Genomic DNA, 15,466 nt, shown 5'->3' with positions numbered 1-15,466 from the left:
TCCGGCCGAGGGTCGCCGGCATCCGGACAGGACAGTGAAGTGACGCCGATGGAGCACGCGGGTCATCTGGAGCGCCTCAGGCGGTCGGCAGGCAGGCCGTGAACGCCACCGGGTCCGATGCCGCGGGCGGCGTCCGGCTGTCCTCGGCGCGCGGCCGGTGGGTGCTGGGCTGCGTGGTGCTGGCGTCCGGGATGGCGATGCTGGACGGCACGGTCGTCAATGTCGCCCTCCCGAGGATGGGCCGGGACCTCGACGCGTCGCTGTCGGCACTGCAGTGGGTCGTGAACGCGTACATGCTCACGCTGTCGGCGTTGCTGCTGTGGGGCGGTGCCCTGGGAGACCGTATGGGCCGCCGGCGCACGCTGGTGCTCGGCGTCGCAGGGTTCGCCGTGGCATCCGCCCTGTGCGGGCTGGCCCCCGACGAGGGCACGCTGATCGCGGCGCGTGCCCTGCAGGGAGTGGGGGGTGCCCTCCTCACGCCGGGGTCGCTGGCCCTTGTGCGCTCGGTTTTCCACCCGGACGACCAGTCGCGCGCCGTCGGCGCGTGGTCGGGCCTCACGGGCGTCGCCGGGGCGCTGGGGCCGTTCCTGGGCGGCTGGCTGATCGACGGCCCCGGATGGCGGTGGATCTTCCTGATCAACGTTCCGCTGGCCGCGCTGGTGCTGGCCGTCGCGCTGCGCCACGTACCGGAGAGCCGCGACACCGAGGCCGCGGCGAAGCCCTTCGACGTCCTGGGCGCCTGTCTCGGTGCGCTGTTCCTCGCAGGGGTCACTTATGCGCTCATCGGCGCCTCGGGAGACCCCTCCCCCGTCGCCGTCGTGCTGCCCGGTCTGCTCGGCCTCGCGGCGGGCGCCGCCTTCCTCGTCGTGGAGCACAGGCGACCCGACCCGATGCTGCCGCTCACGTTGTTCCGGTCCCGGCTGTTCAGCGCCACCAACGCGATGACCCTGGGGCTCTACGCGGGCATCGGCGGCATCCTGTTCTTCCTGCCCGTTCAGCTGCAGACGGCGCTCGGATACGACGCTCTGGAGGCCGGCGTCGCGACGCTTCCGGTGACGGTGCTGATGCTTCTGCTGTCCGCGCGCGCCGGTGACCTCGCCCGCCGGGTGGGGCCCGCGCTGCCGCTGACGGTGGGGCCGCTGATCGCCGCGGCCGGTGTCCTGCTGATGCTGCGGGTGCGGCCCGGATCCCCGTACGCCACGGACGTGCTCCCGGCCGTCGTGGCTCTGGGACTCGGCATGAGCGTCTTCGTCGCGCCGCTGACGGCCACGGTGCTGGCTTCCGTCACGGCGGACCGGGCCGGGCTCGCCAGCGGGGTCAACAACACCGCGGCGCGCATCGCCCAGCTCCTCGTCGTCGCCGGGCTGCCGCTCGCGGTCGGCCTGTCGGGCGACGCCTACCAGGACGCCCAGGCCGTGAACACCGCGTTCCACCGCGCCGCGGTCGGCTGCGCGCTGCTGTTCGTGGTCAGCTCGGCCGTGGCGGCGCTCTTCGTCCGGCCACACGGCCCGAGGTGCCTGCGCGGTGCCCCGGAACCGATGTGCCGCTCCCACCTCGGAGTGAACGCCCCGGCTCTGGAGCCGGGCTCCACCGCCGGGCGGGCGGGTGGCGGGGCGGACTGAGGGCGGCGTGGCACGGGTGAAGTGCCGCGATGTGCCGTCGATCGTCTGCGGCACCATCGTGGCTGGTCGCTCCCCCAAGTTCTCGGCTTCGCTCGAACAGGGGGACCCCCATCGCGGCGGAGCCGCATATGTCACAGCCCCGCGCCCCTTCGGGGCGCTGCAGAACCGCAGCGGACTTCGCCCGACCTGCTCGACCTTGCCGCGCGGACGGCTCCGCCTGGCCGGAAGCGGTCTCTCCGCTCGCAGGCGACGGCAGGCATGCGCCGGGCCAAGGGCGGTTCCCCTCCACGCGCGCGTGCGCGCCGGGCTCGGCTGGGGCAAGCGCGTCGGGGCAGGCCCTTCGGGGCGAGGCCGACGGAGCCCGCTCACTCGGTCTCGACGGTCTCCTCGACGATGTGTACGGCGGCCTCCTCTGCCGACGCGGCCGCCCCGTCGATGCCCACGTCGTAGGCAACCAGGTGGCTCTCGTGGTCTTCGCGTACCCCTTCGTCGGGCGCCACGAGACGCCCTGCTCGTGCCCCGCCGACCTCGTTGTCGAGTACCTCGCCGTCGGTGTCCACGGTGTCGCCGATGCCGTCGCCCTCCGGTGGGGCGATGTCCGGCAGCTCCTTGGCGAGGCGTTCGTCGAGCGATTCGCCGTGGAGCTGCTCCGCGGCGGTGACGCCGGTGCTCTCGACAGCGCGCGGGCGTTCGGGCGGTGAGTAGCCCTCGTCGAAGGGGTCACGCACGCCTTCGTCGATCAGCGTGTCCTCGGCGTCGAGCAGGCCTTCGTCGTCCTGCACCTCGGACCCGTCGGGCTGATAGACGTCGTCTCCCCATGCTGCGTCGGTCTCCATGCGCACCTCCTCCGGAGCGTCGGGCCGGACCGGGGCGGAACCGTTCGGCAGGGCCTGTCCCAGCAACCCGGCTTCACCGTCTATGGCCTGTGACTTCCTTTGGCCTGTGACCGTCTCTGACCCAGACCGTCTCCGACCTACGACCATGGCGTCGTCTACGACCATTGTGGAGCGTCCGGGGCCGCATTGGCCTGCCGGAGCCGCCACGGACCCCCACCTGCGCGTATGGCCTGCCGGGGACCCCGTCCGGCCTATCAGGACCCCCGTCGCACCCGGCGCGGGCCGCCGGGCCACACTGGTGGCCTCTGCCCCCGAGCGACGCGAGGCATGGATGGCTTTGCAGATCAGCGCCACGAACCCGGAGCACCCGGCGCTCCTCCTGGAGCTGCCGTGGCATGTGCCGCTCGAGGAGTGGCCGGAGGAATACCTGGTGCCGCTCCCGCGCGGCATATCCCGGCACGTCGTGCGCTACGCGCGCGCGGGAGCCGAGGTCGTGGCCGTGAAGGAGCTCGCGGAGCGGCCCGCCGTGCGCGAGTACGAGCTCCTGCGCACCCTCGACCGGCTGGGCATCCCCGCCGTGGATCCCCTGGCGGTCGTCACGGGCCGGACCGACCAGGACGGCGCGCCGCTGGAGCCGGTGCTCATCACCCGCCATCTGGGCGGCTCGATGCCCTACCGCTCGATGTTCGAGACCACCATGCGGCCGACCACGGTGCACCGGCTCATGGACGCACTCGCCGTGCTTCTCGTCCGGCTGCATCTGGCGGGCTTCGCCTGGGGCGACTGCTCGCTCTCCAACACGCTCTTCCGGCGTGACGCCGGCGCCTACGCCGCGTATCTGGTCGACGCCGAGACCGGCGATCTGCACCCGAGCCTCAGCCGGGGACAGCGCGAGTACGACATCGACCTCGCTCGCGTGAACATCAGCGGCGAGATGCTGGACCTGGAGGCGGCCGGCAACCTCCATCCCTCAGTGGACCCGATCGCCTTCGGCCACGAGATATGCGACCGCTACAACGCTCTCTGGGACGAGCTGACCCGGACCTCCGTCTACCCGGCGGGCAAGCACCACTACATGGAGCGCCGTATCCGCCGCCTGAACGATCTCGGCTTCGACGTCGCCGAGATGCAGATCGAGCACTCCTCTAACGGCGACACCGTCACCTTCGTCCCCAAGGTCGTCGACGCCGGCCACCACCAGCGACAACTGCTGCGCCTGACCGGCATGGACGCCGAGGAGAACCAGGCCCGCCGCCTCCTCAACGACCTGGAGAGCTGGATGGCCACCCAGGACGACTACGCCCCCGGCGACCCGCTGGGCGCCCGCCCCGAGGTGCTCGCGCACCGCTGGGTCCGCGACGTCTTCCGGCCCACGGTGCGCGCCGTCCCCAAGGAGCTGCGCGGCTCCATGGACCCGGCCGAGCTGTACCACGAGCTGCTCGAGCACCGCTGGTACCTGTCGGAGCGCGCCCAGCACGACATCGGTCTTGACGCGGCCGTCGAGGACTACGTCACCAACGTCCTCTCACGCCAGGTGGGCACCGTCCCGCACGCATCGGACGAGGACGAGGACGAGGCGCCGGACGGCGCGGCGACGCCGGTGTGACGGAGCGGGCTGACGGGCTCGGGAACGCGATGGCGCAAGCCGCTCTCACGGAGCCTGGTCTGACGCGTGCTGCCGACCTGGGGCATCCTGGCCGGAGTCGGGCCTGGCTGGGCGAGCAGGCCCAGCTCCGCCTGCTCGCCCAGCAGGCCGAGTAGGCCGAGCCGCACAAGGAGGTGCCGTGGCCATCACAGTCCGGCCGTTCCGCTCCGGCGATGCCCCGCGAGTCGCCGAGATCGTCCACCGCTGCCTGCGCGAGGTGAACAGCCGTGACTACCCCGCCGACATCATCGACAGGATGTGCGCGCACTTCACGGCCGAACGGTTCATCGAACTGTCACGGTGCCGCCTCGTCTACGTCGCGGTGGATCACGGGAGCACAGCGGTCGGCAGAGTCGTCGGCACCGTCTCGCGGGACGGCAACAGGGTCTACAGCATGTTCGTCGACCCTGATCTGGCCCGGCGGGGCATCGGCCGCCGGTTGATGCAGCACATCGAGGCCCTGGCCGCGCACGACGGCTACGACCACATGGAGACGGGCGCCAGCCTCACCGCCCACCGGTTCTACCTCAAGCTGGTCTACTCCGATGTCCGTGACACGGAGACGGAGTTCGGACTCAACCACATCCTCCGAAAACCCCTGAAACCCTGAAAACCCTGCCCCGGCCCGATCGCTCGGCCTCGAGGACGTGAGCCCGAGTACGTGAGGACGGATCCTCACGCACCGAGCACCTTCCCCAAAGCGCCGATGGCCGAGTCCAGTTCCTCCCGGGTGATGGTCAGCGGCGGTGCGATGCGGATCGTCGAGCCGTGGGTGTCCTTGACCAGGATGCCCTCGGTGAGCAGGCGTTCGCTGATCTCGCGTCCGGTGCCGATCGCCGGGTCCACGTCCACGCCGGCCCACAGTCCGCGCGAGCGATAGCGCAGCACACCTCGTCCGACCAGACCCGCCAGGCCGTCCGCCAGCACGGCGCCGAGTGTCCGGGCATGCTCCTGGAACTCGCCGGTGCGCAGCAGGTCGACGACCGCCGAGCCGACGGCCGCGGCCAGCGGGTTGCCGCCGAAGGTCGAACCGTGCTCGCCGGGCCGCAACACGCTCATGACGTCGCGGCGGCCCACGACCGCGGACACCGGGACGATGCCGCCGCCCAGGGCCTTGCCGAGCAGCAGCAGATCGGGCAGTACATCCTCGTGCGCCACGGCCAGGGTGGTGCCGGTGCGTCCGAGACCGGACTGGATCTCGTCGGCGATGAACAACACGCCCGCGCGGTGGGTCAGTTCGCGTACGCCCGCGAGGTAACCGTCGGCCGGGATGCGGACGCCGGCCTCGCCCTGGATCGGCTCGATGAGCACGGCCGCCGTGGTGTCGTCGATCGCCGCTTCGAGGGCCGCGAGATCGTCGTAGGGCACCGTGCGGAAGCCGGGGGTGAAGGGTCCGAAGCCGGTTCGTGCGACCGGGTCGTCGGAGAAGCTGACGATGGTGGTGGTGCGGCCGTGGAAGTTGCCCGCCGCGACGACGATCGTGGCCTGGTCGGGGGCCACGCCCTTCACCTCGTACGCCCACTTGCGAGCGATCTTGAGGGCGCTCTCGACCGCCTCGGCGCCGGTGTTCATGGGCAGCGTCATGTCGAGGCCGGTGAGGTCGGCGAGTGCTTCCGCGAAGCCCGCGAGGCGGTCGTTGTGGAACGCGCGCGAGGTCAGGGTGACCTGGTCCAGCTGGTGCCGTGCCGCCGCGATGAGTGCCGGGTGGCGGTGGCCGAAGTTGAGGGCCGAGTAGCCGGCGAGCATGTCGAGGTAGCGGCGCCCTTCCACGTCCTCGACCCAGGTGCCCTCGGCGCGCGCGACCACGACGGGCAGCGGATGGTAGTTGTGCGCGACGGTCTCGGCCTCCGCCCGGATGAGTTCGGCCGACGAGCGGAGGGCGGTGGACAGCGGCGCGCCGGTGGTGTGCGTGGTCGCGGTCATGCGGAACGTACCTCCTGGGTGCAGCACTTGGCGCCTCCGCCGGCCTTGTGCAGTTCGGACAGGTCGACGGGGACGGGAATGTATCCGCGGTCGGCGAGCTGGGCGATCAGTCCGGTGGCCCGGGGCGCGATGACGACGTGCCTGCCGTCGGACACGGAGTTGAGACCGAAGGCCATGGCGTCGTCGCGGGTGGCGATGACCGCGTCCGGGAACAGCCGGCGGAGCACGTCCCGGCTGCCGGCCGTGAAGGCGCCCGGGTAGTACGCGATGGTGTCGTCGTCGAGCGCGAACAGTGCGGTGTCGAGGTGGTAGAAGTACGGGTCGGTCAGCCGCAGCGTCACCGTCGGCATGCCGAAGTACTCCTGGGCCTGCTGATGTGCCGCAGGTGTCGTACGGAAGCCGGTGCCCGCCAGCAGAAACGGGCCGACCGGGACGAGGTCGCCCTCACCCTCGCAGACGGCGTCCGGTTCCCGGACGTCGAATCCGGCCGCCTTGAACCACGCCTGGTACGCGGCGGCCTCCGGCTGTCGCTGCTCGGCGTGGAAGCGCGAGCCGAGGACGCGTCCGCCGACGACGAGGGCGCCGTTGGCGGCGAACACCATGTCGGGCAGGCCCGGCACCGGGTCGATCGTCTCGACGATGTGACCGAGGCCCCGGTAGGTGTCGACGAGGCACTGCCACTGTGTGAGGGCCTTCGCCGGATCGACTTCCGTGGCCTCCTGCATCCAGGGGTTGATGGCGTACTCGACGGCGAAATACCTGGGCTGGCACAGGAGATAGCGGCGCGTGCGCGCGCGACGGGTGGGTGTGGGCCGCGCGGGCGCGGGACGGGTGAGCGGCACCAGTGCTTCCTTTCCGCGAAGGAGTGCTGACACCGGGTGATCCGGGGTGTGCAACAAACGGTAAAAAGACCGGGAAACGCCGCACAACCAGCGGCGATTGCGTGTCCGCGCAGGATTTTTGCGTTCTCGGCGGTTCAGCGGCGGTTCTTTTCGCCAGACGGTCCATCCGGGGATCTGTCGGGCGGCTGGACCGAGGTGGCGCCGGACGGCTGGGGCGAAGCGGTGTCGGACGGTTTGCCCGAGGGCCCGTCAGCAGGCCGGGCCGAGGCGCCGCCGGTCAGCGCGGCGGAAGCATCGGCGGACGGTTCCGTCGAGGCGGCCTCCGGGCTGCCCGGCAGCAGATGGCTCAGGACGATCACGCTGTTGGTGCGCTGGACGAAGGACTCCGCCCGGATGCGTTCGAGCACCTCCTCGAAGTGCTCGATGTCCGCCGCACGGATGTGCAGCAGCGCGTCGGCATCGCCCGTGACCGTCATGGCCGCCACGACTTCCGGATACGTCCGGGCCACCTCCGCCAGCCGCCGCGGCGGCGCCGCGCTGTCGCAGTACACCTCGACGTACGCCTCCGTGCGCCAGCCCAGCACACTGGGGCGGACGAGGGTGGTGAACCCCGTGATGATCTCGGCCTCCCGCATCCGGTCGACACGCCGCTTCACGGCCGCCGGCGACAGCCCGATGTCGTGGCCGATCTCCACGAAACTCGTTCTGGCGTTGGCGACGAGAGCCGCGAGGATCTTGCGGTCCAGGTCGTCCAGGGAGATCGGCTGGTGCGCCATGGGATTCGGGTCCCTTTCTTGCTGTGTCAGGCCACGGCGGTGGGCGCATGCGCACGCAGCTCCTCCAGGGCGGCCGCCACAGCAGGGCGCTGCCGCGCACCGCTGCGCGTACAGGTGAGAAGTTTCCGGTGCGGCGTGCCCGCGCAGGCCACGCGGGTGACCGGCAGGTGCGGCGGGATGAGGGCCAGGCGGGGGACGAGGGCCACGCCGAGGCCGTGGGCGACCAGATGGGCGGTGGCGTTCCACTCCTGGGCCCGGTGGACGACGTGCGGCGTGAACCCCACGGCGCTGCACGCGGCTACGACGTGCGGCCAGCACGGGCAGCTGGGCAGCGGCACGATCCAGTCCTCGGCCACGCATTCGGCGAGCTGGACGCTGTCGCGTGCGGCGAAGGGATGGTTGTCGGGTACGACGAGGTCGAACGGGTCGTCCATCAGCGGCTGCTGGTCGAAGCGCCCGTCGCTGCGCGGCGGGTTCTCGGGTGTGGCCTCGATGATCGCGAGATCCACCTCCCCGTCGAACAACAGGTTGAAGCTCTCGGGGACCTCGGCCTCCTGGATACGTACGGTCAGCCGCGGATGACGCGCTCTCAGAGTGGCCGCCAGCGGGGCCAGCAGGTTCGAGATCGCGATGGGGAACCCGCTCAGGCGCAGCAGTCCGGCAGGTCGGTCGTCACCGTCGCGCAGTTCGTGCTCTGCCTGCTCCCAGCGTGCCTCGATGGCGTCGGCGTGCGCGAGCAGGCTGCGCGCGGCGGGCGTGAGCCGGACCCCTCGGCCCTGCGGCTCGAGGAGTACGACATCCAGTTCGCGGGCGAGCTGGCGTATCTGCTGGGAGGCGGCGGACGGCGTGAAGTGCAGGGCCTGTGCGGCGGCGGTGACCGTGCCGTAGTGGTCGACCGCGCGCAGGACGTGCAGACGGCGCAGGTCAATCATGTAGCCCACGCTTCAAGGTCTGCTCCAGAAAGTCAACCTGGACGAACAAGGAAGACCACGACCAGGCTTGCTGTAGCGGCGGGGGGGCGGACAGGCCCTTGGCTTGCCGGCGCGCCCGCATGCCCGTGAACAGAAGCCGACGGACCGGAACGGGAACGGAAGCCGACGGACCGGAACGGCAACCGCTCGACCGGACCAGCGACATGACGAAGGAGCACGCCATGACGAGCCACTGCCCCCACTGCGGGTGGCCGGACGCCCAGCCGTACGAGGTGGTGTCCCGGCACGCGACCGCCCAGGGACAGACAGTGTGGACGCGTTGCGCCTGCGGCTCCCTGCAGATGCGCGTCGTGCGCCACTCGGCCCGCGCAGAGGACACCGACGTACGGATCGTGTCACGGGGCCGCCCGGCAATGACCCGACCGGCATGCGGACCGCCCCAGAAACCCTGCGGGTTGCAGCCGCAGGCCGGCGCACCCACCGGTACGGAGAAGCGGTACGGGCATGAGTGAGCGCACCGTGGCCGACACCAGTGTGCGGATCGACGGCGACAGCCTGCTGCTGCCGCCTCGCCGAGCGCGCGGCCATGCGGCCGCCAGGCTTCCACGGCGCTCGGTGCTCCCGGCGCGCTCGGGGCTCCCGGCGGGTTCGGGGCAGCGGCCGCCGAAGCGTACGGCGGCGCAGTACCCACGGCTGCCGGGGCGCCGGCCGCGTGGGGCGCCATACCACCTGCACCGAGTGCCGTCCCGCCCGCTCCCGGTGCCGCGCCGCAGTCCGCGGTCGCGATGGGCCTCGGGGCCGGCGGCACCATGCGCCAGCAGGTCTACCGGGACGACCGGCCCGCAGACGGACTGGGCGCAGGAGCAGGCCGGGCGTGTGTTCGTCCATCTGATGACGTCACCGGAGTGGCGGCGCGTCACCGGCGAGGAGCCGCCGCCGTCCCCGGTGGACCGGGCCGCATATACGAGGGCCGGACTGCCCTGGTTCGACTACTACGACGAGGACGGCGCGGACCTGGCGCCCTCGGGCACCCTGGGCGCGGTCAAGCCGGTCGGAGACTGGCTGGGCGCCGCCCACGAGCCCTGGCAGCAGCCCTCGCCGGGCCAGGTGAAGCCGCTGGGCGACGCACCCGGCAGCCCGGTCGCGGACGGTGAGTGGTGAGGCCTCCGCACTGACGCCGGAGGCCGGAAGGCCGGTACTCCCGAGGTCAGTCGGCAGCCAGTGCGATCTCGGTCGACTTGATCAACGCGACGACGGAAGAGCCGCTGGTCAGACCGAGTTCGTCGACGGCCTCCCGGGTGATCGCGGCGGTGAGCTCGCCGCCCTCGACGCTCACCCTGACGCAGGCCATGGCCCCACCGACACGGACGCCGGCCACCGTGCCCGGGATCTGGTTGCGGATACTGATCCCCGCAACCGGCCCCGTCGCCAGCGCGACCTCTGTCGACTTGAACAGCGCGCGGACCGCGGATCCCTCGACGAGGCCGAGTTCTGTGACCTCTTCCAGGGTGATGGCGGCGGTGATGTGCCGCCCACTGGCGAGGCCGACCCTCACGGCGGCCATGGCCTTCCCGGAGGTGATGGAGACGACGGTGCCGGGGATCTGGTTGCGAATGCTCACGCTCACGGCTGCTGGCCTCGTCTGACGCTCGGAAGCAGGCGAGGGAAAGGACAGCCTCTCGTCCGCTCTTGCGCGGGCACTGTACGCACGGTTCCGGCGGCAACGCGAGAACAGCGACGCAAGGTCTCACGCGTGTCGCGGATGGTTGCGTGGCGCGGGCAGCGGGCCGGCGAGCGGTCCCCGACAAGGACGACGCCAACTCCTTTTTGCCGGAGCCCCGTTCAGGAGCACGCCGTCAACCAGGGACGTTGACATATGCCAGAAGCATCACCGAATCGTGTGTTGCCAAATCCCTTACATGAGGTTCCAGGCTGTGCGACAGTCATAACCGGTCCTTCTTCCAGCGTTGGTCGTGCCGTCCTGCATCGGAGTGCGTCATGCCGTCCCATGTCTCTGCGGACCGCTCAGCCGCCCAGCCGCCGCAGCGCGGCTCGGTCGATGCGTTGATCTCGCAGACCCGTAGGCTCCTCGGCGATGTCGACGCCGTACGGCGCGAGGGACTGCCAGACGACAGCGACCCCGAAGCACGCTGGCAGCGGGCGCTGTGCGATCTGGCGGTGCATCAGCTCAACGATCTGGACGAGCACCTCGCGCAGCTGCGCGACGGCCCTCAGCCGGCGGTCCTCGAGACCGCCGCGCCCCACCCCCGCACAGCGCCCGGCGGTGCCCGGCACGAGTCTCTGCTGAGCCGGGTGGGCAGCGCGGAGTGGAATCTGCTGACGGACGAGGCGACGTGGTCCGGAGAGCTGTACCAGATCCTCGGCCGTGACCCTGCCGCTCCCCCCCTCACGCTGGACGAGCTTCCGTCGCTGGTGCACGAGGATGATCAGGCCGGACTGACCGCGATGGTGACGGACTGCCTCGTCGACGGGAAGCCCATCGACGGGGAGTTCCGCATCGTCCGCCCCGACGGCGGCGTCCGGACCGTGCACATGATGGGCGAGCCAGTGCTCGACACCGACGGCACCACCGCCTCGATGTGGGCGGTCCTGCGTGACGTCAGCGAACTGCGCCGCAGCCAACGGGCGGTGAGCGAGACCCGTGACTCGCTGCAACGCCAGCGGCACATCGCGCAGACCGAGCACCGGCTTGCGGTCGAACTGCAGGAGGCCGTGCTGCCGCAGTGGCGCGGCGCCCTGCGGTTCCCGCACGGCGGTCCCGAGACCCTGGACCTCGCCGCGCACTATCTGCCGTCGTCCGAGAGCGCACTGATCGGCGGAAACTGGTACGACGCACTGGAACTGCCCGACGGCCAGTCGCTGTTAACCGTCGGCGACCTCACCGGACAGGGCATCGCCGCCACCTCCGGCATGGCCATGCTCCTGGGCGCCCTGCGCGGCATGGCAGTAGCCGGGGCGCAGCCAGCCCAGCTGATGGGCTGGCTGAACCAGCTACTGGATGCCTCCGTCCAGCCCACTCTCGCCAGCGCCGTGTACTGCCGCTACACGCCCGAGACCCGCACCCTCGCATGGGCCCAAGCAGGCCATCCCGCCCCGCTGCTGTTCCGCAGCGGAACGGGATGTGTGTTGGCGCCCCCGGCCGGCGTACTGCTGGGGGCCACCTCCGGCGCGACATACGAGCAGGCCGAAGAGACCCTCGAACCCGGCGATCTGCTCCTGCTGCACACCGACGGACTGGTTCCGCGGCACACCGGCGACGCCGCCCAGCACAGACTGCTCGCACTCGCACCACGCCTCACCGAGGCCCGCACCGCCCAGGACTGTGTGCGGACGGTGATTGAGGAGTTCGGCGAGACCGAGCGCGAGGACGACGCCTGCGTACTGATCGCAAGGATCTACTGAGAGAGTCGTGCGCGCCTGAGTCCGAGGGGTCCGGAGAACCGAGCCTGAGGAAGACGGACGACCTGAGTCCCGTGACCGGTTGAGCCAAGGCCACACTGACACCACGGACTCGGGTGGAGCCAAGGCCACACTGACACCATGGACTTGGTCAGCCCCGTTTCCGTGGACGTGGTCGGTCCCGTTCCGAGACCTGCTTCTCGGGCCTCTCCCGTCAGGCCTGCGCCCAGCGTCCGCCCTTGGGCTTCACGGAGCCCTTGGGCAGGGCGAGCTGGATCTCCTCGCGCAGGTCCTCGATCTTCGGATAGCCGGCGTAGTGAGCCGTCAGACGGTACATCTCGCGCAGCCGGTCCCAGGTGCGCTGCGAGGAGTTCGACCCCATCGACACCAGTGCCAGCCGTGCGTAACGGTCCGCCTGCTCGGGGTCGTCCGCGATGAAGCAGGCCGACGCCAGCGAGATGTAGTCGAAGATCTGCGACCGCTGCCGTCCGTTCGCCCGGAGCTCCAGGGCCTGCTTGGCATGGCGCTGCGCCGTGCCGGCCGCGGACGGATCGTGTTCGGCGAGGGTGCGGTACGCGAGGGCCTGCATACCGTGCATGTCCGCCTCGTCGAACATCTGCATCCAGCTCGGCGGCGGTACGTCACCTTTGTCGGAGACGAAGAGGTCCTCCGCCTGACCGAGGGTGCGCCGCATGGCCTGGCTGCGTCCCATCGACGCCTGAGCCCAGGCCTCGATGGTGTACAGCATGGCCTTGGTGCGCGGCAGGGTCTGGTCGCCCGAGCCGGACTTGGCGAGCTTCATCAGGTCGAGGGCGTCGTCGGGCCGGCCGAGGTGCACCATCTGACGGGCGGCGCGGGAGAGCGCCTCCCCGGCGCGCGGCCGGTCACCGCCCTCACGTGCCGCATGGGCGGCGATGACGAAGTACTTCTGGGCGGTGGGTTCGAGGCCGACGTCGTGGGACATCCAGCCCGCGAGGACGGCGAGATTGGCGGCGACGCCCCACAGGCGGCGCTGCAGATGGTCGGGGTGGCGGTAGGCGAGCATGCCGCCCACTTCGTTGAGCTGGCCCACCACAGCCTTGCGCTGCAGCCCGCCGCCGCGGGCCGCGTCCCAGGCCCGGAAGACCTCGACCGAGCGCTCCAGCTCCTCGATCTCCTGGGACCCGATGGGGGCGGCCTCATAGCGGTCGAATCCAGCGGGGTCGGCGTGAAGGGGATCGTTGAGGTCGGGAGAGTCGGCCACGAGGGCCGGGTCGGTGTGCAGCCAGTCGTGCATGGCGCTGCTGAGTGCGGATCCTGCGGCGAGCGCGGCACCCGCGCCCACCAAGCCGCGTCGGTTGAGCATGAGGTCCATTCCCGTGAATTCGGTGAGGACCTGAGCGGTCCGCTCGGGCGCCCACGGCACTCCGTCGGGATGTTCCACACTCCCGTCATCACGCCGTTTCCCCGTGCGCCCGTGCCGGACCAGACCGAGGTCCTCGATGGTCACGACACGGCCGAGTCGCTCTGTGAACAACGCCGCCAGCACCCGCGGGACCGGATCGCGCGGGATCTCTCCCATGTCGATCCAACGCCGCACCCGCGAGGTGTCGGTGGCCAGCTGGGGGTGGCCCATGGCCGCCGCCTGCCGGTTCACCAGTCTCGCGAGCTCGCCCTTCGACCAGCCGGCGAGGCCGAACAGGTCCGAAAGACGGGTGTTGGGTTGTCCGCTCACGTCAAGCCCCCAGGTTCTCGGCTGAGTTGACAGTAACCCGCTGTCAGTTGCTGGGCGACTATTCGCCACGGTTCGCCAGGGTGCGCCAGATGGTCTGCCACTGGCCATCCGGTGTCAGGTAGATGTGCGCCACCCCGACCCGGCGGCCCCAGGGACATTCCCCAGGGTGCACCGAGGCGGCCGGGGAAGGGCGGCGTCAGCTACTCGCAGGCACACGAAGGGATCTGTTTCGCCCATGTACACAGCATCGTCCTCCGTGTCCGCACCCCCCCGGCCGCTGCACAGCTACCCCCCTGCCCGGAGAACCCGGGACGTACCTTCACAGCAGGGCAGCGGCCCGTATCTCGACCCCGCACGCACGGCGGCCGGGACGCTCGGTGCAGGCCGGGCGCGGCGCGCACCGGGGTTCGGTACGCAACCGCTCAGCGGGAGAATCGACTTGTCCGGCCCTCAGGGCGCGCAGCTGCGCACGGCGATCGCGTCGGTGCACCGGATCTGCCCGGAGTTCAGCCCCGTGCAGGTGCTGCGGCGCAGCGGACGCTCCGTGCTGCTCATCGGCACGACGGGCCGCAGCACCGCCGTCGCCAAGTGTTTACTGGATCACGCGCCGGCCTGGGTGGAGCGGATCCGCCATGAGATAGCGACATACCGCTCGTTCGTCCGGCACCGGCCGCCGGTGCGGGTGCCCCGGCTGATCGCCGCGGATCCGGACAACGGCACGCTGGTGCTCGAGCGGATGCCGGGCCGGGTTGCGGCACTGCAGCGACACCCCCTGGAGGCGCCGCCCCGCGCGGACATCCGCGCGGCGCTCGGTGCGATCTGCCGGCTGAACCAGTGGCAGCCGCCCGAGGCGACGTTCGGCAGGCCCCTCGACTACGGTCGGCAGATCTCGCGCTATCACGACCTGGGGCTGCTCACCGACCGGGACATGGGCGATCTGCAGAAGCTGCTGCACGTGATCGCGAAGTCGGCGGGCAGGCACGAGCTCTGGCAGTTCTGCCACGGCGATGCACTCCTGTCGAACGTCCTGCTGTCGCCCCCGGGTCCGGTGCTGGTCGACTGGGAGCATGCGGGCTGGTATCTGCCGGGGTACGACCTGGCGACCCTGTGGACGGTGCTCGGTGACGCACCGGTGGCGCGGCGGCAGATCAGTCAGCTGGCGCAGTCCTCAGGACCCGCGTCACGCGACGCGTTCCTGATCAATCTGATGCTCATCCTCACGCGTGAGATCAGGACGTACGAGACGGCTGTGCAGCGTTCGATGCACGACGTGACCCCGGCGGCACCGGGTCCTGCCCACCCGGGTGCCGTACCGTCCGGCGAGGAACAGCGGCTGCTGCTCAGGCGGCTGCACGACGACTGCCAGATGGCCCGCCGGGCCGTGCGTGCGGCGGTCGGCACTCGCTGACGGGGATACAGGTCCGCGGTGCGCCCTCACGAGGGCGTGCCGCGGACCTTCGTGCGTGCGGCGGCGGTCGGCAGCAACCGGCCCCCGGGCGCCTGGCCGGGTGCCTGGGACTCAGCCGGACGGGTGGACGTATTGAGGCCGTCAACGGCCACGTAAGGCCCTGTGCGGCCAGGCGGTGCTGCGCGTCGCGGGACGCCGTCCAGGCTGCTCATTGGTCCACTCCACTGACGCATCGCTGGCCGTGGCACCCTCCCCGCGAAAACCCACGCCAACCGGCGCTGACTTGGGAAAACCCTTGTGCTGAGCGTGATTGACGGATCGTCGGAGAGCCGATACCACTGACGCACG

General features: G+C 70.9%; 11 protein-coding genes and 2 pseudogenes. 6 read left to right on the top strand and 7 right to left on the bottom strand.

What is annotated here, in order from left to right:
• Nucleotides 1-98: 98 nt before the first annotated feature.
• Nucleotides 99-1,622, top strand: coding sequence for an MFS transporter (locus STSP_RS19280; RefSeq protein ID WP_067279493.1), 1,524 nt, complete (start codon nucleotides 99-101; stop codon nucleotides 1,620-1,622).
• 365 nt (nucleotides 1,623-1,987) lie between these two features.
• Here the strand turns inward: STSP_RS19280 and STSP_RS19275 are convergent, their stop codons facing one another.
• Nucleotides 1,988-2,458, bottom strand: coding sequence for a DUF5709 domain-containing protein (locus STSP_RS19275; protein ID WP_067279774.1), 471 nt, complete (start codon nucleotides 2,456-2,458; stop codon nucleotides 1,988-1,990).
• A gap of 331 nt (nucleotides 2,459-2,789) precedes the next feature.
• On the opposite strand from STSP_RS19275, the gene STSP_RS19270 reads away from it, so the two are divergent.
• On the top strand, nucleotides 2,790-4,064 hold the full coding sequence (locus STSP_RS19270; protein ID WP_067279490.1) for a DUF4032 domain-containing protein: 1,275 nt from the start codon (nucleotides 2,790-2,792) through the stop codon (nucleotides 4,062-4,064).
• A gap of 178 nt (nucleotides 4,065-4,242) precedes the next feature.
• Entirely contained in the window at nucleotides 4,243-4,713 is a 471-nt protein-coding gene (locus tag STSP_RS19265; protein ID WP_067279487.1) for a GNAT family N-acetyltransferase, read from the top strand.
• A 65-nt stretch (nucleotides 4,714-4,778) separates the two neighbouring features.
• On the opposite strand, the gene rocD is transcribed toward STSP_RS19265, so the two are convergent.
• The 4 genes and pseudogenes from rocD to STSP_RS19245 all read right to left on the bottom strand — a co-directional run bounded on the left by rocD (nucleotide 4,779) and on the right by STSP_RS19245 (nucleotide 8,576).
• Entirely contained in the window at nucleotides 4,779-6,026 is a 1,248-nt protein-coding gene (gene rocD / locus STSP_RS19260; protein WP_067279484.1) for an ornithine--oxo-acid transaminase, read from the bottom strand.
• A complete protein-coding gene (gene ddaH / locus STSP_RS19255; protein WP_067279483.1) occupies nucleotides 6,023-6,868 on the bottom strand; it encodes a dimethylargininase in 846 nt (281 codons plus the stop codon). Before ddaH ends, rocD begins: the two co-directional genes overlap by 4 nt.
• Nucleotides 6,869-7,146: 278 nt before the next feature.
• A pseudogene (locus STSP_RS19250) lies at nucleotides 7,147-7,644 on the bottom strand (Lrp/AsnC family transcriptional regulator); the annotation flags it as partial.
• A 26-nt stretch (nucleotides 7,645-7,670) separates the two neighbouring features.
• Nucleotides 7,671-8,576, bottom strand: a complete 906-nt coding sequence (locus STSP_RS19245; protein WP_067279773.1) for a LysR family transcriptional regulator — start codon at nucleotides 8,574-8,576, stop codon at nucleotides 7,671-7,673.
• A gap of 740 nt (nucleotides 8,577-9,316) precedes the next feature.
• Here STSP_RS19245 and STSP_RS19235 point away from each other — a divergent pair.
• Nucleotides 9,317-9,737: pseudogene (locus STSP_RS19235) on the top strand (hypothetical protein); the annotation flags it as partial.
• A 46-nt stretch (nucleotides 9,738-9,783) separates the two neighbouring features.
• Here the strand turns inward: STSP_RS19235 and STSP_RS19230 are convergent.
• A complete protein-coding gene (locus STSP_RS19230; RefSeq protein ID WP_067279479.1) occupies nucleotides 9,784-10,203 on the bottom strand; it encodes a TOBE domain-containing protein in 420 nt (139 codons plus the stop codon).
• A gap of 371 nt (nucleotides 10,204-10,574) precedes the next feature.
• Here STSP_RS19230 and STSP_RS19225 point away from each other — a divergent pair, with 371 nt between their 5' ends.
• Nucleotides 10,575-11,999: a PP2C family protein-serine/threonine phosphatase gene (locus tag STSP_RS19225; RefSeq protein WP_067279477.1), complete on the top strand. Its 1,425-nt coding sequence runs from the start codon at nucleotides 10,575-10,577 to the stop codon at nucleotides 11,997-11,999.
• A 211-nt stretch (nucleotides 12,000-12,210) separates the two neighbouring features.
• On the opposite strand, the gene STSP_RS19220 is transcribed toward STSP_RS19225, so the two are convergent.
• Nucleotides 12,211-13,710 (bottom strand): DNA-binding protein NsdB, encoded by a 1,500-nt coding sequence (locus STSP_RS19220; RefSeq protein ID WP_067279474.1) that lies wholly within the window; start codon nucleotides 13,708-13,710, stop codon nucleotides 12,211-12,213.
• Between the two features lie 235 nt (nucleotides 13,711-13,945).
• Between STSP_RS19220 and STSP_RS19215 the strand changes: the two genes are divergently transcribed.
• Entirely contained in the window at nucleotides 13,946-15,118 is a 1,173-nt protein-coding gene (locus STSP_RS19215; RefSeq protein ID WP_067279473.1) for an aminoglycoside phosphotransferase family protein, read from the top strand.
• The last annotated feature ends 348 nt before the right edge of the window (nucleotides 15,119-15,466 follow it).

The sequence above is a fragment of the Streptomyces jeddahensis genome, assembly GCF_001642995.1.
GTDB classification, from domain to species: domain Bacteria; phylum Actinomycetota; class Actinomycetes; order Streptomycetales; family Streptomycetaceae; genus Streptomyces; species Streptomyces jeddahensis.
This window is presented reverse-complemented; position numbering and strand designations above follow the sequence as displayed.